Annotated in this window: 15 protein-coding genes; 9 read left to right on the top strand and 6 right to left on the bottom strand. The window is 64.5% G+C overall.

Annotation, left to right across the window (positions count from 1 at the left end):
• The first annotated feature begins 2 nt into the window (after positions 1-2).
• Positions 3-1,460 (top strand): NAD-dependent succinate-semialdehyde dehydrogenase, encoded by a 1,458-nt coding sequence (locus tag F3H96_RS24865; RefSeq protein WP_149804328.1) that lies wholly within the window; start codon positions 3-5, stop codon positions 1,458-1,460.
• 21 nt (positions 1,461-1,481) lie between these two features.
• Here F3H96_RS24865 and F3H96_RS24860 read toward each other — a convergent pair whose 3' ends face one another.
• Together F3H96_RS24860 and F3H96_RS24855 are read right to left on the bottom strand one after the other, a co-directional pair.
• The gene (locus F3H96_RS24860) at positions 1,482-2,756 is read right to left on the bottom strand and encodes an FAD-binding oxidoreductase (protein WP_149804327.1); all 1,275 of its coding nucleotides are present in this window, start codon (positions 2,754-2,756) and stop codon (positions 1,482-1,484) included.
• Between the two features lie 15 nt (positions 2,757-2,771).
• Positions 2,772-3,440, bottom strand: a complete 669-nt coding sequence (locus F3H96_RS24855) for a haloacid dehalogenase type II (RefSeq protein WP_149804326.1) — start codon at positions 3,438-3,440, stop codon at positions 2,772-2,774.
• Between the two features lie 319 nt (positions 3,441-3,759).
• Here F3H96_RS24855 and F3H96_RS24850 point away from each other — a divergent pair, with 319 nt between their 5' ends.
• The 7 genes from F3H96_RS24850 to F3H96_RS24820 all read left to right on the top strand — a co-directional run bounded on the left by F3H96_RS24850 (position 3,760) and on the right by F3H96_RS24820 (position 12,148).
• A complete protein-coding gene (locus F3H96_RS24850; protein WP_149804325.1) occupies positions 3,760-4,599 on the top strand; it encodes a GNAT family N-acetyltransferase in 840 nt (279 codons plus the stop codon).
• 14 nt (positions 4,600-4,613) lie between these two features.
• Positions 4,614-5,987, top strand: a complete 1,374-nt coding sequence (locus tag F3H96_RS24845; protein WP_149804324.1) for an aspartate aminotransferase family protein — start codon at positions 4,614-4,616, stop codon at positions 5,985-5,987.
• A gap of 230 nt (positions 5,988-6,217) precedes the next feature.
• Complete coding sequence (locus tag F3H96_RS24840; RefSeq protein ID WP_149804323.1) at positions 6,218-6,940, top strand: HAD-IA family hydrolase; 723 nt, start codon at positions 6,218-6,220, stop codon at positions 6,938-6,940.
• Between the two features lie 63 nt (positions 6,941-7,003).
• Positions 7,004-8,614 (top strand): ABC transporter substrate-binding protein, encoded by a 1,611-nt coding sequence (locus F3H96_RS24835; protein WP_149804322.1) that lies wholly within the window; start codon positions 7,004-7,006, stop codon positions 8,612-8,614.
• A gap of 86 nt (positions 8,615-8,700) precedes the next feature.
• A complete protein-coding gene (locus tag F3H96_RS24830) occupies positions 8,701-9,651 on the top strand; it encodes an ABC transporter permease (protein ID WP_149804321.1) in 951 nt (316 codons plus the stop codon).
• On the top strand, positions 9,648-10,499 hold the full coding sequence (locus F3H96_RS24825) for an ABC transporter permease (protein WP_149804320.1): 852 nt from the start codon (positions 9,648-9,650) through the stop codon (positions 10,497-10,499). The genes F3H96_RS24830 and F3H96_RS24825 overlap by 4 nt, the downstream gene beginning before the upstream one ends.
• Complete coding sequence (locus F3H96_RS24820) at positions 10,496-12,148, top strand: ABC transporter ATP-binding protein (protein ID WP_149804319.1); 1,653 nt, start codon at positions 10,496-10,498, stop codon at positions 12,146-12,148. Before F3H96_RS24825 ends, F3H96_RS24820 begins: the two co-directional genes overlap by 4 nt.
• 82 nt (positions 12,149-12,230) lie before the next feature.
• Here the strand turns inward: F3H96_RS24820 and F3H96_RS24815 are convergent, their stop codons facing one another.
• Entirely contained in the window at positions 12,231-12,707 is a 477-nt protein-coding gene (locus F3H96_RS24815; protein ID WP_126058824.1) for an Lrp/AsnC family transcriptional regulator, read from the bottom strand.
• 221 nt (positions 12,708-12,928) lie between these two features.
• Between F3H96_RS24815 and F3H96_RS24810 the strand changes: the two genes are divergently transcribed.
• A complete protein-coding gene (locus F3H96_RS24810; RefSeq protein ID WP_149804318.1) occupies positions 12,929-14,254 on the top strand; it encodes an FAD-binding oxidoreductase in 1,326 nt (441 codons plus the stop codon).
• Positions 14,255-14,298: 44 nt separating this feature from the next.
• Here F3H96_RS24810 and F3H96_RS24805 read toward each other — a convergent pair whose 3' ends face one another.
• The 3 genes from F3H96_RS24805 to F3H96_RS24795 are packed head-to-tail and all read right to left on the bottom strand — an operon-like array spanning position 14,299 to position 17,947.
• The gene (locus F3H96_RS24805; RefSeq protein ID WP_149804317.1) at positions 14,299-15,666 is read right to left on the bottom strand and encodes an FAD/NAD(P)-binding oxidoreductase; all 1,368 of its coding nucleotides are present in this window, start codon (positions 15,664-15,666) and stop codon (positions 14,299-14,301) included.
• Positions 15,663-15,965, bottom strand: coding sequence for a (2Fe-2S)-binding protein (locus F3H96_RS24800; protein WP_149804316.1), 303 nt, complete (start codon positions 15,963-15,965; stop codon positions 15,663-15,665). The genes F3H96_RS24805 and F3H96_RS24800 overlap by 4 nt, the downstream gene beginning before the upstream one ends.
• Positions 15,962-17,947 (bottom strand): hydantoinase B/oxoprolinase family protein, encoded by a 1,986-nt coding sequence (locus F3H96_RS24795; RefSeq protein ID WP_149804315.1) that lies wholly within the window; start codon positions 17,945-17,947, stop codon positions 15,962-15,964. The genes F3H96_RS24800 and F3H96_RS24795 overlap by 4 nt, the downstream gene beginning before the upstream one ends.
• Positions 17,948-17,950 lie beyond the last annotated feature (3 nt).

Raw genomic sequence — 17,950 nt, 5'->3', positions numbered from 1 at the left:
CGATGAAAAGCTTGAAAGACCAGACTCTCTTCCGTGAAGCCGGCTTGATCGACGGCAAATGGGTCGCGGCCGGTTCCGGCAAGACGGTCGATGTTATCGATCCCGCGACACAAGTCGCGATCGGCACGGCGCCCGACATGGCCGGTCCGGAGACCCGCGCGGCCATAGACGCCGCGGCTTCCGCCTCTCAGGGTTGGAAGAAGAAGACCAACGCCGAACGCGCAGCCCTGCTGGAGGCCTGGCATGGTCTGATCCTCACGCATCAGGACGACCTCGCGCTGATCCTGACCACGGAACAGGGCAAGCCGCTGGACGAGGCCAAGGGCGAGATCCGTTACGGCGCTTCCTTCGTCAAATGGTTCGCGGAGGAGGCGCGCCGCATCAACGGCCACACCATCCCCTCGCCCACCACAGATCGCCGCATCATCGTGCTGAGGGAGCCGGTCGGCGTGTGCGGCATCATCACGCCGTGGAATTTTCCCAACGCGATGATCACCCGCAAGGTCGCGCCGGCGCTGGCCGCCGGCTGCACGGTGGTCATCAAGCCGTCCGAGTTCACGCCCTATTCGGCGCTGGCGCTCGGCGTGCTGGCGGAACGTGCTGGCATCCCTGCCGGCGTCATCAACATCGTCACCGGCATGCCGGCCGAGATCGGCAACGAGATCATGGCGAACGAGACAGTGCGCAAGATCTCCTTCACCGGCTCGACCCGGGTCGGCTCGCTGCTGATGCGCGGCGCGGCCGATAGTGTAAAGCGGCTCAGCCTCGAGTTGGGCGGCAACGCGCCCTTCATCGTCTTCGATGACGCCGATCTCGATCTCGCCGTCGAGGGCGCACTTGTCTCGAAGTTCCGCAACGGCGGGCAGACATGCGTGTGCGCCAACCGCATCCTCGTCCAGGCCGGGGTCTATGATGCCTTCGCCGCGAAGCTCAGCGCCCGCGTCAACGCCATGACCGTCGGGCCCGGCACGCAGCCCGGCGTCGCCATCGGGCCGATGATCAATAAGGCGGCGGTCGAGAAGATAAACCGCCACGTCGAGGACGCGCTCGCCAAAGGCGCTGCGATCATCACCGACGGGTCCGCCTTGCCCGATGGTCCTCAATACGTTGCGCCGCTGGTTCTGACCGGCGCCACGAAAGACATGCAACTCGCCAGCGAGGAAACGTTTGGCCCGGTCGCACCGCTTTTCCGTTTCGATACCGAAGAGGAAGCTATCACGCTGGCAAACAGCACGCCCTGCGGACTTGCCTCCTATTTCTACACCGAGAATCTAAAACGCGCCTGGCGCGTCGGCGAGGCACTGGAGTTCGGCATGGTGGGCTTGAACACCGGTTCGGTCTCGATGGAAGTGGCCCCCTTCGGCGGCGTCAAGCAGTCCGGCCTCGGGCGCGAAGGCGCGCAGGCCGGCATCGAGGAGTATCTCGAGATGAAGAGTTTTCATATGGGCGGGCTGGGCTAAACCAGGCCACCGAATCGGGGATCACTGAATGCGGTCGAGCGCCTTGTAGTAGAGGCCGACCATCGGCAAGAACCACGGTTTTCCCGAATAGCCTGGAATGGCAGGCCACTCGAGGCCCTTCAGCGGATTGCGATCCTCACGGCCGAGCATGGCGTCGGCCAGGATCGTGCCGAGATGGGTGGAGAGTTGCGCGCCGTGGCCTGAATAGCCCATCGCATACCAGACCCCGTCATGGTAGCCGGCCCGGGGAAAACGGTCCTTGGTCATGTCGACCAGCCCGCCCCAGCAATAGTCGATCTCGACCTTGGCGAGTTGCGGGAAGATTGCGGCCAGGCTCGCCCGCAATATCTGTCCGCTCCTGGCATCGGAGCGCTGGTCCGAGGTTGCCGAGAAGCGCGCACGACCGCCAAAGATCAGGCGCCTGTCCGGCGAAAGCCGGAAGTAGTTGCCGATGTTCATCGAGGTCACGCATGTCCGATTGCCGGGCATGGTCGCGGCGATCTCGGCGTCGCTCAACGGGCGCGTGGCGATGATGAAGCTGCCGACGGAAATGATCCTGCGGCGGAAGTAACTGAAATTCGGCGTCGTGTAGGCGCCGGTCGCCACCAACACATTGTCGGCGCTGATCCGGCCGCGCGAGGTGGTCAGTTCATGCCTGTTGCCAGCCTGCTTGCGATCGGTCACCGCCGCGTTCTCGTGGATCACTGCGCCCTGGCGAGCGGCCGCCGTGGCAAGACCCGCCACATAGCGGCCCATATGCATCATGGCGCTCTTCTTCGACAGCATCGCGCCGTGGAAGGGCGAGCCGATCTCGGACTTGAGGTCGGCTGCAGACAGCAGCGCCGTGTCCGGATCCACTTCAGCGTGAACGGCTTCGAAGTTGCGAGCGATCGCTTCGAAATGCTGCGGCTTGGAGGCGAGCTTCAGCTTGCCGGCGCGGCGGAAATTGCAGTCGATGCCTTCCTCCGCGACCAGCGCCTCGATGGCGTCGACCGAGTCGTCAAGCGCCCGGTAGAGCGCGATTGCCCTTTCCTTGCCAAGCTCCGCCTTGGCCGAGAGGTAGCTATGGGCAAGGCCGTTGTTCAGGTGCCCGCCATTGCGCCCGGACGCGCCCCAGCCCACTCGCTGCGCCTCAAGCACGGCCACCTTGGCGCCAGCCTTCGCCAGTTGGCGCGCGGCAGCAAGGCCAGTGAAACCGCCGCCAATGACTGCGGCATCGTAGTGCCCCTCGACCGGGCCTTGCGCCCCGGCGGTAAAGACGGGAGCTGTGTCATGCCAGTAGGAGACGAACTTCATCGGCCACCCGCCTATTCAGAGACCGACCACGCCAGGAAGACCCGAAATGTCGGCGATCTCGACATAGCCGTAGTACGGGTTGGCCGGTTCGTGGCCGCGATTGACCCAAACCTTGTTCTTGACGCCGAGATCGTGGGCCGACATCAGGTCGTAGCGGAACGACGACGAACAGTGAAGAATGTCCTCCGGGCCGCAGCCCAGCATGTCGAACATGTATTCGAAGGCCTGGAAGCGGGGCTTGTAGGCCTGCGCCTGCTCTGCCGTGTAGACGGCATGGAACGGCGCGCCGAGCTTTTCGACATTGGACATGATCTGCGCGTTCATGGCGTTGGAGAGGATAACCAGCGGGATTTCCTTGGCGACCTTGGCGAGGCCCGCCGGGACGTCCGCGTGAGGCCCCCAGCTCGGGACACGCTCATAGACCATCCTGGCGTCGTCGGCATTGAAGGCGACGCCGTTGCGCTTGCAGGCGCGCTCGAGCGCGTTATGGATGACCTCGGCATAGGGCTTCCAGTCACCTAGGATCTCGTCCAGCCGATAGGCGGCGAAGTTCTTGATGAACTCCTGCATGCGTGGCTCGTCAAGCCGGCTGCCATAGAGGTCGCGCGCTGCTTCCGCCATCTGGAAAAAAGTCAACGTGCCATAGCAGTCGAAGGTGATGTATTTGAGCCTGAAAGAAGCCATGTCCGTCGATCTCCGGTGGAAGCACATCCGCGTTGGGATGTATTCCATCATAGGACGGCAGGAGGCGACCCACCTGACCGAAATCGCTCTCCCGAAAGCAGAAAGTTCCGTATCCGCCATCCGGTTTGGCACGCTGTAGCATCTTGCCGGTCGATGGCGCCGCCGCGCACGGCGTGACGTGCCTCCGTCGCGGAGGGTGCCAGCACAAGATGCGGCACACCCCTGGCGCTACGGCGAAAGATACCGCCGAAGCCGAAGCCTTCAGACGATTAGCGACGCGCCAATGGTCGAGACTTGAGGGCAGACGGAAGGATGCCCCATGCAGCAAGGCGATATCGAAATTCAGGACTTCGGGCAGGACCATATCGAGGGAGCGGTGGCGCTTTCTCGCCAGGAGAATTGGCCGCATCGCCCGCAGGACTGGCAGATGGCGCTGCAGCTCTCGAGCGGCGCGGTCGCGCTGGACGACCAAGGCCGTGTTACCGGAACCATCCTGGTGACGCCCTATGGCGCGGATTGCGCCATGATCAACATGGTGATCGTTGACAGGAACGTGCGAGGCAAGGGGCTCGGGCGTCGGCTCATGGAACAAGCGTTCGCCCTTGCCGGGCAGCGTCCGCTGCGGCTCGTCGCGACGGCGGACGGGATGCCTCTCTATCAGAAACTGGGCTTTGTAGCCTCTGGCGCGATCCTGCAGCATCAGGGCAAGGTTGCAGCGTTCGGCTTGCCCGAAGGCGTGGAAGCCGCGAGCGCCGACGATCTGGCGGACATCAAGGCGCTGGATCGCGACGCTTACGGCGCCGACCGTGAAGCTCTGATCGATGCGCTGACCGAGCGCGGCGAATTCGCGGTCATCCGCCGCAACGGCGCCATCGAAGCCTATGCCGCCATCCGCCCGTTCGGACGCGGCGAGGTGATCGGTCCGGTCATCGCGGGAAGCGCCGGCGACGCCAAGGCCTTGATCGGCTTCTTCGCCGCGTCGCGTCCCGGGGCCTTCCTGCGCGTGGATACCGACAGCAGGACGGGCATAGCCGGCTGGCTCGCGGAAATCGGCCTCACCCATGTCGGTGGCGGCGTGGCCATGGACCGTCCAGCCAAGAACGGCGCCGAACAGGCCAGGCCAAAAGTTTACGCCCTCGCCAACCAGGCGCTCGGCTAGTCCGGAGGATAACAATGCTCGCCAATTCGCTGATCGAACTCGACCGCGCTCACCTCATCCATCCGGTCTCATCCTATCGCGGCCATGAGGCGCTCGGCGTGCGCGTGCTGAAATCGGCGAAGGGAGCGACCGTGACCGATGCGTCCGGCCGGCAGCTTATCGACGGTTTCGCAGGGCTGTGGTGCGTCAATGCCGGCTACGGCCACGACAGCATCGTCGAGGCGGCAGCCCGGCAGATGCGCGAGCTTCCCTACGCCACCGCCTATTTCGACCTCGGCTCGGAGCCGGCCATCCGCCTCGCCTCGGAACTGGCCGAGCGTGCGCCCGGCGATCTCAATCACGTCTATTTCACGCTGGGCGGGTCTGACGCCGTCGACAGCACGATCCGTTTCGTCCGCTACTATTGGAATGCCAGGGGCGAGCCGAAGCGCGACCAGTTCATCTCCATCGAGCAGGGTTATCACGGATCGTCGGTGGTCGGCGCGGGCCTGACCGCCCTACCCGCCTTTCACGCCGGTTTCGGCATTCCCTTCGAATGGCAGCACAAGATCCCCTCGCCATATCCCTATCGCAACCCGGTGGGCGAGGACGACAACGCGATCATCGCTGCATCGCTTGCTGCGTTGAAAGCCAAGATCGAGGCGATCGGGCCAGAGCGGGTCGCTGCCTTCTATGCCGAACCGATCCAGGGCTCGGGCGGGGTCATCGTGCCGCCGAAAGGGTGGATCAAGGCGATCCGCGAGCTCTGCCGGGAATACGAGATCCTGTTCATTGCCGACGAGGTCATCACCGGCTTCGGTCGCACGGGCCCCCTGTTCGCCTGCACGGAGGAGGACATCGTTCCCGACTTCATGACGACCGCGAAGGGGCTGACCTCGGGCTATGTTCCAATGGGCGCCGTGTTCATGGCCGATCATGTCTACAATGTCATCGCCGATGGCGCTGGCGCCTCGGCGGTCGGCCACGGCTACACTTATTCCGCCCATCCGGTCAGCGCCGCCGTCGCGCTCGAGGTGTTGAAGCTCTATGAAGACGGCTTGCTGGAGAATGGCATCAAGGCCGGTGCCCGTCTGATGGCAGGACTGGCAAGCCTGAGGGACCACCCGCTCGTCGGCGATGTGCGTGGTCGCGGCATGCTAGCCGCGATCGAGCTGGTGGTCGACAAGGAGAAGAAGACACCGCTCCCGGCGTCGGCCATGCCGGCGCGGCGCGTCTTCGACAGGGCCTGGGACAACGGCCTCATCATCCGCGCTTTTGCGCACGGGGTTCTGGGTTATGCGCCCCCGCTCTGCTGCACGGACAGCGACGTCGATGCAATCATCGAACGCACGCGCCGAACGCTCGACCAGACGCTGGACGATCCTGATGTACGCCAGGCCCTCGCGTGAGGGCGCGACGAATACCTTGCATTTTCGAAATAGCGCCGGGGCAGACGATTTCGCAATTTTGTGCCGCAGCCTTGCGCCTTTTCGGCAAATCCAGCGCGGGGGAAGTGCCAGACTGCTCCTACGACAAGGCCAGAAGACGCGAATTTTCGAACTTTTGAAAGGTCGACGCCCACGGAATTTTGTTCTGTTCAGCAGCATGCAATTCGGCCGCGCGCAGAGGAGAGCCAGTCTTGGCCAGGGGCTTTAGCGAGTTCAAATACATAACCTTCGATGTTGTCGGCACGCTGATCGACTTCGAGGGAGGCATCACGACCTGCCTGGCCGGGATTGCCGCCGACGCTGGCGTTTCCGTCGATGGCGAAGCCGCGCTGGCCCTGTACCGGCAGGCCCGCTACATGCCCGATGCTGGCCTGTTTCCCGACGACCTCGTGCGCGTCTACATGGTCATCGCGCCGCAACTCGGCCTACCGGCCGAGGAGAAATACGGCGTCCGGCTGCGGGACTCCGCCAGCACCTGGCAAGGCTTTCCCGACAGCGCGGCGGCGTTGGCCGAGCTTGCGAAATCCCACAAGCTGATTGCCATGACCAATGCCCGGCGCTGGGCGCTCAATTATTTCGAGAAGCAGTTGGGATCGCCCTTCTTCGCCACCTTCACCGCCGACGATACGGGAACGGAAAAGCCGGACCCCGCCTTCTTCCAGAAGGTCTTCGATTTCGTCGCCTCCCGGGGTGACAGCAAGGACGACATCCTGCACGTCGCCCAAAGCCAGTATCACGACATCGGCATATCCCGCACACTTGGCCTGACCAACTGCTGGATCGAACGCCGGCACGCCCAGAAGGGCTATGGCGGCACGATCGAGCCGGAGCGCTTCACCGCGCCGGACTACCACTTCACCTCGATGGCCGCATTGGCGGCGGCCGTGCGGGAAAGCCTGAAGGAACGAACCTGAGCCCAAGCCGGAAAGCCGCAACAAGACGAGCATCCCGACCAAACAAACAGAAAGGGGAATAACATGACCGACAAGATCACGAACTGGACCAGCGCAGACGATGCCATGGTCGAAAACGCCATTCGGCGGGGCGCGAGCCGCCGCGAACTTCTCAAGATGCTGTTGGCCGGCGGCGCCGCGGTTGCGGCCGGCAGCGTGGTGCTTGGCCGCGCCAGCGAGGCCGTTGCTGCCACGCCAGTTTCCGGAGGAAATTTCAAGGCGGCCGGCTGGTCGTCCTCGACCGCCGATACGCTCGATCCGGCAAAGGCGTCGCTCTCCACCGACTATGTCCGCTGCTGCTCGCTCTACAACCGCCTGACGTTCCTCGACAAGGATGGCGTCACGCAGATGGAGTTGGCCGAGAGCTTCGACAGCAAGGACGCCAAGACCTGGACCGTGAAGCTGCGCAAGGGCGTCACCTTCCACGACGGCAAGGACCTCACTGCCGACGACGTCGTGTTCTCGCTGAAGCGCCATCTCGACAAATCGGTCGGCTCCAAGGTCGCCAAGATCGCCGCGCAGATGACCGGCTTCGAGGCGGTCGACAAGTCGACCGTGGAAATCAAACTCGCCGACCCGAATGCCGACCTGCCGACCATCCTGGCGCTGCACCATTTCATGATCGTCCAAGACGGCACCACCGACTTCTCCAAGGGCAATGGCACCGGTGCCTTCGTGCTCCAGACGTTCGAACCGGGGGTGCGGTCGGTCGTCACCAAGAACAAGAACTATTGGAAGTCGGGCAAGCCCTATCTGGACTCCTTCGAGTTCATAGCCATCAGCGACGACAGCGCCCGCGTCAACGCCCTGCTTTCCGGCGACATTAATTTTGCGGCCGCGATCAATCCGCGCGCAATGAAGCTCATCAGCGGCCAGCAGGGCTTCGAATTGTCGAAGACGACTTCGGGCAACTACACCGACCTCAACATCCGGCTCGACATGGATCCAGGCAGCAAGGCCGACTTCGTTGCCGGCATGAAATATCTCGTCAACCGCGAGCAGATCGTCAAATCGGCATTGCGCGGCCTCGGCGAGATCGGCAACGACCAGCCCGTCTCGCCGGCCAATATCTTCCACAATCCCGACGTCAAGCCGAAGGCTTTCGACCCGGACAAGGCGAAGTTCCATTTCCAGAAGGCAGGCCTCCTCGGCCAGTCCATCCCGGTGATCGCTTCCGACGCCGCAACCTCGTCGATCGACATGGCGGTGATCATCCAGGCCGCCGGCGCGGATATCGGCATGAAGCTGGACGTCCAGCGTGTCCCATCCGACGGCTACTGGGACAATTACTGGCTCAAGGCGCCAATCCATTTCGGCAACATCAATCCGCGCCCGACGCCGGACATCCTGTTCTCGCTCCTCTACGCTTCCAACGCGCCGTGGAACGAAAGCCAGTACAAGTCCGAGAAGTTCGACAAGATGCTCATCGAGGCGCGCGGCCTGCTCGACCTGGCCAAGCGCAAGGAGATCTATGGCCAGATGCAGGCTATGGTCTCCGAGGAGGCCGGCACTATCATCCCGGCCTACATTTCCAACGTGGATGCCCTCTCCAGCAAGGTGAAGGGTTTGGAGGCGAACCCGCTCGGTGGCATGATGGGCTACGCAATGGCGGAATATCTCTGGCTCGAAGCCTGAGGGAAGCCAGCCGGCGGCCGGTCAGTCGGCCTCCGGCACTTCATTGCGCAAGGTCGCGTGGCCGAACAACCGCAGGGAGCGCTTCCATGAAGTCTGGGGTTCTCAACCTCGTGCTGAAACGGCTGGGGATCGCGGCCGTTACGCTTTTGATCGTGCTGTTCGCCGTGTTCTTCGCCACCAGCATGCTGCCCGGCGACACCGCATCGATCCTGCTCGGCCAGGCGGCGACTCCCGAGGCCGTCGCCGGCCTGCGCGAGGCCATGCATCTCAACGACCCGGCGATCCTGCGCTTTCTGCTCTGGCTGGTCGGCCTGGTCCACGGCGACCTCGGCACATCCTATGCCAACGAGATGCCGGTCGCGGCGTTGATCGGCGGGCGCCTGGTCAACACCATGAAGCTCGCCGGCATCACCACGCTGCTCTCGGTGCCACTGGCGCTGACGCTCGGCATCACCGCCGCCATGCTGCGCGGCTCTGTCTATGACCGCACCGTCACCATTCTTTCGATCGGCATCATTTCCGTGCCGGAATTCATGGTCGCGACGCTGGCGGTCCTGCTCTTCGCCGTTTATCTCAAATGGCTGCCGGCGCTGTCCTCGGTTAACGAGGCGCATTCGCTGACCGACCTCGTACGCATCTATGCGATGCCGGTTATCACGCTCACTTTCGTCATCTCCGCGCAGATGATCCGCATGACCCGCGCCGCGGTGATCGAGACGCTCTCCACGCCTTATGTCGAGATGGCGCTTCTGAAAGGCGCTTCGCGCGGCCGCATGGTCCTGAGGCACGCGCTCCCCAATGCGCTCGGGCCGATCGTCAATGCGGTCGCGCTCTCGCTGTCCTATCTGGTTGGCGGCGTCATCATCGTCGAGACCATCTTCAACTATCCTGGCATTGCCAAACTGATGGTCGATGCGGTCGCGACACGCGACCTGCCGCTGATCCAGAGCTGCGCGATGATCTTCTGCCTCGGCTATCTCTTCCTCATCACCGCCGCCGACGTCGTCGCTATCATGTCCAATCCGAGGCTCAGATGACGATAGCGCACGCGACAACCTCCCGACGATCCTTCCTGGGCCACAGCTACAGCGTCGTAGGCGTCGTGGCCGCGCTGGTCATCCTGGCGTGGACGCTCGTCGCGATCCTCGCGCCCTACCTCATTCCCCATTCGATCGGCGACATCGTCGACGACGACTATTTCGGCCCGATGCGCCAGGGGTTGTGGCTCGGCTCGGATTATCTGGGGCGCGATATGCTCTCGCGGGTACTGATGGGCGCACGCTACACCGTCGGCATATCGCTCGCCGCCGTCTCCATCGCCTGCTTTTCAGGTGTCGTGCTGGGGATGATCGCGGCGGTCACCGGCGGCTGGCTCGACACCTGCCTCAGCCGTTTCCTGGACGCGATGAACTCCATCCCCAGCAAGCTGTTCGGGCTCGTGGTCGTCGCCGCGGTCGGCTCGTCGATCCCGGTGCTGATCCTGACGCTGGCCGTCATCTACATCCCCGGCGCCTACCGCTTCGCGCGCGCGCTCGCCGTCAACATCAACACCATGGACTTCATCACCGTCGCCCGTGTCCGTGGCGAGAGCACCGCCTACCTCATCGGGTCCGAGATTCTGCCCAACATCATCCGCCCGGTGCTGGCCGACTTCGGCCTGCGCTTCGTCTTCATCGTGCTTTTGCTCTCCGGCCTGTCTTTCCTCGGGCTCGGCCTGCAGCCGCCGCTCGCCGACTGGGGCGCGCTGGTACGTGAGAACATCGGCGGCCTGCCCTTCGTGGCCCCCGCCGTCATCGTGCCGTCGCTGGCGATCGCATGCCTCACCATCAGCGTCAACCTGCTGATCGACAACCTGCCGCAGAAGATCAGGGACCGCGACGCATGAGCAATCTCGTCGAGGTCCGGAACCTACGGATAGAGGCCAAGACCGACGCCGGACGGCTTGTCGAAATCATCAAGGGCGTCAGCCTTGACATTGCCGACGGCGAGATCGTCGCGCTGATCGGCGAAAGCGGCTCCGGCAAGACGACGGTGGCGCTCTCACTGATGGGCTATGCGCGGCCCGGCTGCCGGATTACCGGCGGCGAGATCAACGTCAACGGCAAGAACATGGCCGCCCTTTCCGAAAAGGAACGCGCCAGGCTGCGCGGCACCGACATTGCCTATGTTCCGCAAAGTGCCGCCGCCTCCTTCAACCCCTCGTCCACCATCATGGAGCAGGTCATCGAGGTCACGCGCATTCACAAGCTAATGTCGCCCGAACAAGCGCGCCAGCGCGCGGTCGAGCTGTTCAGGGCCTTGTCGCTGCCGGATCCAGAAGGGATCGGCGCGCGCTATCCGCACCAGGTTTCGGGCGGGCAATTGCAGCGTCTGTCGGCGGCCATGGCGCTGATTGGCGATCCCAAGCTGGTGATCTTCGACGAGCCGACGACCGCACTCGACGTGACGACCCAGATCGACGTGCTGAAGGCATTCAAATCGGCCATGCGGGCGGGCGGGATAGCAGGTGTCTATGTCTCCCATGACCTTGCGGTCGTCGCGCAGATCGCCGACCGCATCGTGGTGCTGAAGGCCGGCGAGGTGCAGGAGACCGGCTCCACAGCGGCAATCCTTTCGGCTGCCCACCATCCCTACACGCGTGAGCTGCTTGCCGCCTTCGAACCGAAGCCTCGGCAAGCGCATGCGGATGCGGATGCCGGGACGAAGCAGCTGTTGCGTATCGACAATGTAACGGCCGGCTACGGCGCGGTGCGGGATGGACTACCGCTCATCCGCGCAGTCGATTCCGTTAGCCTGGTCGTGGAGAAGGGGCGTAATCTCGGCATCATCGGCGAATCGGGCTGCGGAAAATCGACGCTGGCGCGCGTCATCGCCGGCATCCATCCGGCGGCCGCCGGCGCCATCGTCTTCGACGGCAAGGAGCTGCAGCGCGCCGCCAGGAAACGCAGCCATGACCAGCTGCGCGAGATGCAGATCGTGTTCCAGTACGCCGACACCGCGCTCAATCCGGCCAAGCCGGTGGAGGACATCATCTCCCGTCCGCTGGCCTTCTATCACCGGCTCGACAGGCAGGCGCGCTCGAAGCGCGTCGACGAACTGCTCGATATGGTGCGCCTGCCGAGAGGCTTGCGCTACCGGCACCCGTCGGAGCTTTCGGGCGGCCAGAAGCAGCGGGTGAACTTTGCACGCGCGCTGGCGGCCAACCCCAAGCTGATCATCTGCGACGAAATCACCTCGGCCCTCGACACGGTGGTGGCGGCGGCCGTGATCGAGTTGCTCAAGGAGCTGCAGCGCGAACTGGGACTTTCCTACATCTTCATCAGCCACGACCTCTCCGTCGTCGAGGCCATCTGCGACGAGATCATGGTCATGTACAACGGGGAACGGGTGGAGCAGATCACGCCCGACAAGCTGACGGCGCCAACCCACCCCTATTCCAAGCTACTGTTCTCATCAGTGCCGAAGCTCGACCCGACCTGGCTCGACGGCCTCGTCCGCGACCCCGAGCTCGTCAACCAGTACGGCCACCGCTAAGAGCAGCTCCAGGAAAGGCCAGTGGCGCTTTTCGCTCAGGAATTGTTTTGAACGGATCTACAGCACGACGAAGCGCGGAGTCCTACATCGGAAACAGGCTGGGCAGCGGCATGTGCGCCTTGACGATAGGGGACTTCAGCACCACGAAGCTGAAATACTTGTCAATGCCGATGTCCATGTCGGTCAGCCGCTCCATAATGGTCTGGTACTCGCCGATGCCAGCGGTGACGAATTTCATCAAATAGTCGTAGCCGCCCGACACGAGGTGGCATTCGATGACCTGGTCAATCTTCTCCACCACGGCGAGAAAGCGGGCGAAGTCCACCTGACGATGGTTCTTCAAGGTGATCTCGGTGAATACGGTCAGCGTCTGGCCAAGCTTGCCGATGTTGACCTGCGCGGAATAGCCTTCGATGTAGCCTTCCGACTGGAGCTTCTTGACCCGCATCAGGCATGGGCTTGGCGACAGATGCACCAGATCGGCAAGTTCCACATTGGTGATGCGGCCGTTCTTCTGCAATTCGTAGAGAATCTTGATGTCGATCCGATCCAGTTTCATGACCGTCTCCGAAGAACGGATGCCACAGCACAAAATGCTGCCGTACTATTTCCATCGACACTACCACAGCCTGCCGACCTGTCCATCCGAATGGATCCGCGTTGAAACACCGGCGCTTCCGATTTCAACCGCGCTTTCGAAATAAAATTCTGCTTCGGCCTCAACTGCAGCAGCGGCTGCCTGCGCAACGCGTTAGATTGGCCCGTCAAGGCAGAGAGACCATGCGCGCACCGTTGCAGCAAATCGACACATCTGGCGAACTGCCGCAATCCGCGGACGCGGTGGTGATCGGTGGCGGCATCGTCGGTGTCTTCGCGGCCTATTATCTTGCCAGGCGCGGGATGAAGATCGCGCTTGTCGAAAAGGGACGCATCGGCGCCGAACAATCCTCCAGGAACTGGGGATGGTGCCGCCAGCAGAACCGCGACGCCCGCGAGCTGCCGATGGCGACGCGAAGCCTCGATCTGTGGGAGCGCTTTGCGGCCGAAAGCGGCGAGGACACCGGCTTTCGCCGCTGCGGCCTGCTCTATCTCAGCAATGACGAAGCGGAACTGGCCGGCTGGGCGCGCTGGCGCGACTTTGCCAGAACGGCCGGCGTCATCACGCATATGCTCGACAGTGCCGAGGCCGGGGAAAGAGGCCGCGCCACAGGACGGAGCTGGAAGGGCGGCGTCTTCTCGCCGACCGACGGCACCGCCGACCCGTCGCGGGCCGCGCCCGCGGTCGCCCGCGCCATCCTGAGGCTCGGCGGCTCTGTACACCAGGATTGCGCTGCGCGTGGTATCGAAACCGAAGCCGGCCGCCTGAGCGGCGTGGTCACCGAAAGCGGAACGATCAGGACAAAGCTGGCGGTCCTGGCCGGCGGCGCCTGGGCCTCCTCCTTTTGCCGGCAGTTCGGCTTCCGCTTTCCGCAGGCGTCGATCCGCTCCTCGATCCTGTCGGTCTCGCCTGGCGCCGAAGGCCTGCCGGATGCGCTGCACACCGCACGGATCTCGGCCACACGTCGCGGCGACGGCGGCTACACGCTCGCCATAAGCGGACGCGGCCGCGTGGACGTGACGCCGCAGCAGCTGCGTTTCTCCTCGCAATTCGTCCCGATGTTTCTGAAGCGCTGGCGCAGCCTCGCGCCCGGCGGTCTGCAGGGCGTGCGCTCGGGCCACGAAACGCTTAGACGCTGGCGGCTCGACCAGCCGACGCCGATGGAGCGGATGCGCATCCTCGATCCGGCCCCGGACCAGGCAACGATCCGGCTGACGCATGCCCGCGCGCTCGAACTCCTGCCCGACCTCAGAAAGACCAGGATAAGCGCGGCCTGGGCCGGCTATATCGACAGCACGCCGGATGGCGTGCCGGCCATCGGCGAGATCCATTCCGTTCCAGGCTTTTTCCTTGCCGCCGGGTTTTCGGGGCATGGCTTCGGCATCGGACCTGGCGCCGGTCACCTCGTCGCCGATCTGGTGACCGGAGCGGAGCCCATCGTCGATGCGACATCCTACGACCCGCGGCGCTTCGATACTTCGGCCTGGGGAAAGGTCGCCGACTTCTAGGATGTGCGCTATGCCTTCATCCGGGCGCGGACCAAGCGATCGCATCAGCCCTCCCCGAGCAAAGCGCCGATAGGCGCTGGCCGCACAGGCGCCTGCCCGCGAAACCGGCCGACGGCGTCGGGCGTGCAGCCAGCTTGCGCCGCGACGAGCTCGACGGCAGCCAACTGGCAGTAGCGCGCCTGGCATCGCCCCATGCCCACGCGCGACAGCGATTTCACCCTGTTGGCCTCGCCGCCGCCGCGTTCCACACTCTCGCGCACGGCTCCGGCGATCACGTTTTCGCAGCGGCAGACGATCGCGTCGTCGGGGAGTGCCCGCACCGTCTCGGCCGGCCAGGGAAAGGCGCAAGCCAGGCCGCGGGAAAAGCGCTCGAGCCGTGCAAGCTTGCGCAGACCGGCCCTCAACGAGGGCGTCGGAAGTCCCAAATCGGAAAGGCATGCCACCGCCGCAAGCCGCCCCGCGATCTCCGCGCCGTCAGCGCCGAGGAGACGAGCCCCATCGCCTGCAAGGTAGATGCCGTTGCCGGCCCTACCCATCTCGTCGATCTTCGGCAGCCATTGCCGCCACTGCTCGTCATAATCGAAGGCGCATCCGGTCAGGTCGGCCAGATGCGTCTCCGCCAGCAAGTGCCAGCCCATGCCGATCATGTCGCAAAGAGTGAGGCGATACCGGCCGCCGGCGTCGCGCCAGCGCATCGCCGTGGCACCCCTCCCGTCGGCCTCGATGCGCTCGAGCGTCACGCCGGCATGGTAGCGGCTGCCGAGCCTCGCCCGCAGGACCAGGCCGCGCAGCGCGACCATTGGCCGAGCTGCAAGTCCCCAGAGCCCCCGCAACTGTTGGCGCCAAGGCGAGGTGTCCAACACCGCCGCCACATCCGCTCCACCCTTGACGAGCTGCGCGCCGACCAGCGTCAGCAAAGGCCCTGATCCGATCAGGACAATCCGCCGCCCGAGGGCCACGCCCTGCGCCTTCAGCGCGATCTGCGCCGCGCCAAGGCTGTAGACGCCGGCGCACTGCCAGCCGGGAACCGGAGCGACGCGATCGGATGCGCCTGTGGCAAGGATCAAGCGGTCATAGAAGACCACCTGCATGCCGTCTTCCCCCAGCACGTGCAGTCGTCCGTCCTGAGCGGCAATTACCGAGCTCGCCGCGCAATGGGAGAGCCGCCCGTCTTTGGCCAGCCGGTCGAACAGCGCATGCAACGTGCATGCCTTCGCGGCCTCCGACCCATAGAGTTGCTTCGCGGTGCGGGTGAACCCTGCCGGCGGGCGCCGATATATCTGCCCGCCCGCGCGCTGCCCTTCGTCGATCACCACAGGATGGAGCCCGGCCTCGACCAAAGTAGCCGCCGCCCTTATGCCGGCCGGGCCGGCGCCCACGATCACGACGCGAGGCGGCGCGGTCTCGCTCACGGCCAGCTCTCCGGCGGCGTCGTGCGCAACCGTATACCTTCCGTGACAAGGGTCGAGCACGCCCGCAGGCGCGGGCCCTCGTCCTGCCACACCCAGCAATCCTGGCAGGCGCCCATCAGGCAGAATCCGGCGCGCGGCTCGGGTCCGAATTCGGACTTTCGCAATGCCTGCCCCGACGCCAACATGGCGGTCAGCACGGTGTCGCCCGCGAGCGCGCCGCGCATCTCCCCATCGATGAAGAAATGCACGACCGACCGGTCGCGCTCGGCCAACCGAACGATGCGGCCGGCCGTGATCATTCCGCGGCCTCTCGGGCCGAGTGAGGACGGGGCAGTTCGGGAAATCGCTCGCAGACCGCATCGAAAGCCGCCTGGACGCCTTCCGGCCCCGAGCGCCCTTTCATGCGACGGAAGATCTCCGTCTTGGCGAAGAACCGCCAGTGGATCGGCAAGTCCCTCAGTACGGCCGTAAGCCGGTCATAGGCGGCCGGCGTCCACTGCGCCTCGAAGCCTTCGCGCTCCGGACCGAAGTGAAAATGGCCGGCGGCCGACCCCTGCCCTGCCCGCAGGCTTTCCGTTGCCTGCTCGTCGACCTCGCCGTCGCGGATGACGACGCCATAGTCGTGCTCAGCCGCTATCGCCGAAACATAGCCGCGCCGCACATCCTGCTCGACTCGCCAGGGCTCGCGTTGATGCGGATCGCCGCGCCCGCCGCCTCCGGCGGAACGGATGTCGAGCACGTCACCGGGCTGCAGTATCGTCGTGTCGATGTTGCCCAGCCGCCGCTCGTGCTCGGTCCCTGGATTGACGACCATACCCGACAGGCCGGCCGCCTTGCCGCCCAGCACACCCCAGGGACGAAAGAAACTGCGATCCCGGTTGCGCGCCGTGATCCTGGAATCGGGGGCGAAGACGCGGAAGGCCATCTCGGTCGCCAGCCCGCCGCGCCAACGGCCCGCGCCGCCACTGTCCCTGGCGAGACCGTATTTCACGAACTCGACCGGGGTCTCGGTCTCGGTGATTTCGATCGGCGTGTTCTTGAGATAGGCGGCATCGGCGCCCGACCCATTGGTCCCATCGCGATGCGGCATCGCGCCGCCGCCGCCCACCACCGGGTTCACCGCGGCGATGACGGTCCGGCTGGTTCGCTCGTCGGTTGTCATGACGTTGACGATGCAATTGTTACCGGCCGGCGCCGCAGGCAGGCGCTCGGGAACGGCTTGCGAGAAGGCGCCGAAGATGACCGACCGCAGCCGGGCGCAGGTGAGCGAGCGCATACCCACCGCGGCGGGGTGGACTGGGTTGAGCACCGAGCCCCTTGGCGTGATGCAGGTGAAGGGCCTGGTGAGGCCCGTGTTGAGCAGGATCTTCGGGTTGAGCGTGTAGAGCACGTAATAGACGCCCACCAGCAGCATGGTGTGTCGCGGATCGCCGCCTGAAGGCACGTTGAGCGAGGAGCCGAGCTGCGGATCGGAACCGGTGAAGTCGAGCACCGCCTCATCGCCCTTGATCGTCAATGTCAGCTTCAGCCGGCAGGGATTGGCCTCGACCGAATCCTCGTCGGCATAGTCAGCGAACTCCCATGTTCCGTCGGGCATCGAGCGCAGCACGTCGCGCGCCTGCGCCTCCGCATGGTCGAGAAGCGCGGCAACGCCTTCGATGAATCCGGCCTTGCCGAACTTCTTCACCATCGCCTGGATCTTGCGCTCGCCGGTGTTGAGCGCGCCGACCAGCGCCTTGATGTCGCCGATGTTGAGGTCGGGCTTACGCACATTGGTGCTCATGATCCGCAGGATGGTCTCATCGAAGACACCCTTGTTGACCAGCTTCATCGGAGGAAAGCGAATGCCTTCCTGATGGATTTCGGTCAGCGCCCGGCTGAGTGAAGCCGGCACTGCGCCGCCCATGTCGGTGTTGTGGATATGGCCACCGGTCCAGGCAACGATCTCGCCGTCGACGAAGACCGGCTTCCACAGATGCGTGTCGGGGGCATGCGTGGCGACATGACCGGAATAAGGATCGTTGGTGAAGGCGACGTCGCCGGGCCGGTAGTCGTCGACCATCACGATCGCGCGGTTATAGGAAAGCCCCGGATACCAGGTCGCGCCGAGTTCCTTCGGCACGGCGAAGGTCTCGCCTGAACGGTCCATCAGCATCACCGTGAAGTCCTGCGTCTCCTTGACGAAGGCCGAGTGCGCGGTGCGGTGCAGCGTGTGTGCCATGTTCTCGGCCGCCGCGCGGGCATGATTCGCCAGAACCTGGAGGTTGGTGCGGTCGAACAATGG

The sequence above is a fragment of the Mesorhizobium sp. NFR06 genome (genome assembly GCF_900115245.1).
Taxonomy (GTDB): Bacteria; Pseudomonadota; Alphaproteobacteria; order Rhizobiales; family Rhizobiaceae; genus Mesorhizobium.
This window is presented reverse-complemented; position numbering and strand designations above follow the sequence as displayed.

What these genes read in the sequence shown, in the direction of transcription:
- F3H96_RS24830 (WP_149804321.1), top strand. Translation starts at nt 8,701, where the DNA reads ATGAAGTCTGGGGTTCTCAACCTCGTGCTGAAACGGCTGGGGATCGCG.
- F3H96_RS24815 (WP_126058824.1), bottom strand. Translation starts at nt 12,707, where the DNA reads ATGAAACTGGATCGGATCGACATCAAGATTCTCTACGAATTGCAGAAG.
- F3H96_RS24820 (WP_149804319.1), top strand. Translation starts at nt 10,496, where the DNA reads ATGAGCAATCTCGTCGAGGTCCGGAACCTACGGATAGAGGCCAAGACC.
- F3H96_RS24850 (WP_149804325.1), top strand. Translation starts at nt 3,760, where the DNA reads ATGCAGCAAGGCGATATCGAAATTCAGGACTTCGGGCAGGACCATATC.
- F3H96_RS24800 (WP_149804316.1), bottom strand. Translation starts at nt 15,965, where the DNA reads ATGATCACGGCCGGCCGCATCGTTCGGTTGGCCGAGCGCGACCGGTCG.
- F3H96_RS24810 (WP_149804318.1), top strand. Translation starts at nt 12,929, where the DNA reads ATGCGCGCACCGTTGCAGCAAATCGACACATCTGGCGAACTGCCGCAA.
- F3H96_RS24855 (WP_149804326.1), bottom strand. Translation starts at nt 3,440, where the DNA reads ATGGCTTCTTTCAGGCTCAAATACATCACCTTCGACTGCTATGGCACG.
- F3H96_RS24825 (WP_149804320.1), top strand. Translation starts at nt 9,648, where the DNA reads ATGACGATAGCGCACGCGACAACCTCCCGACGATCCTTCCTGGGCCAC.
- F3H96_RS24845 (WP_149804324.1), top strand. Translation starts at nt 4,614, where the DNA reads ATGCTCGCCAATTCGCTGATCGAACTCGACCGCGCTCACCTCATCCAT.
- F3H96_RS24865 (WP_149804328.1), top strand. Translation starts at nt 3, where the DNA reads ATGAAAAGCTTGAAAGACCAGACTCTCTTCCGTGAAGCCGGCTTGATC.
- F3H96_RS24835 (WP_149804322.1), top strand. Translation starts at nt 7,004, where the DNA reads ATGACCGACAAGATCACGAACTGGACCAGCGCAGACGATGCCATGGTC.
- F3H96_RS24860 (WP_149804327.1), bottom strand. Translation starts at nt 2,756, where the DNA reads ATGAAGTTCGTCTCCTACTGGCATGACACAGCTCCCGTCTTTACCGCC.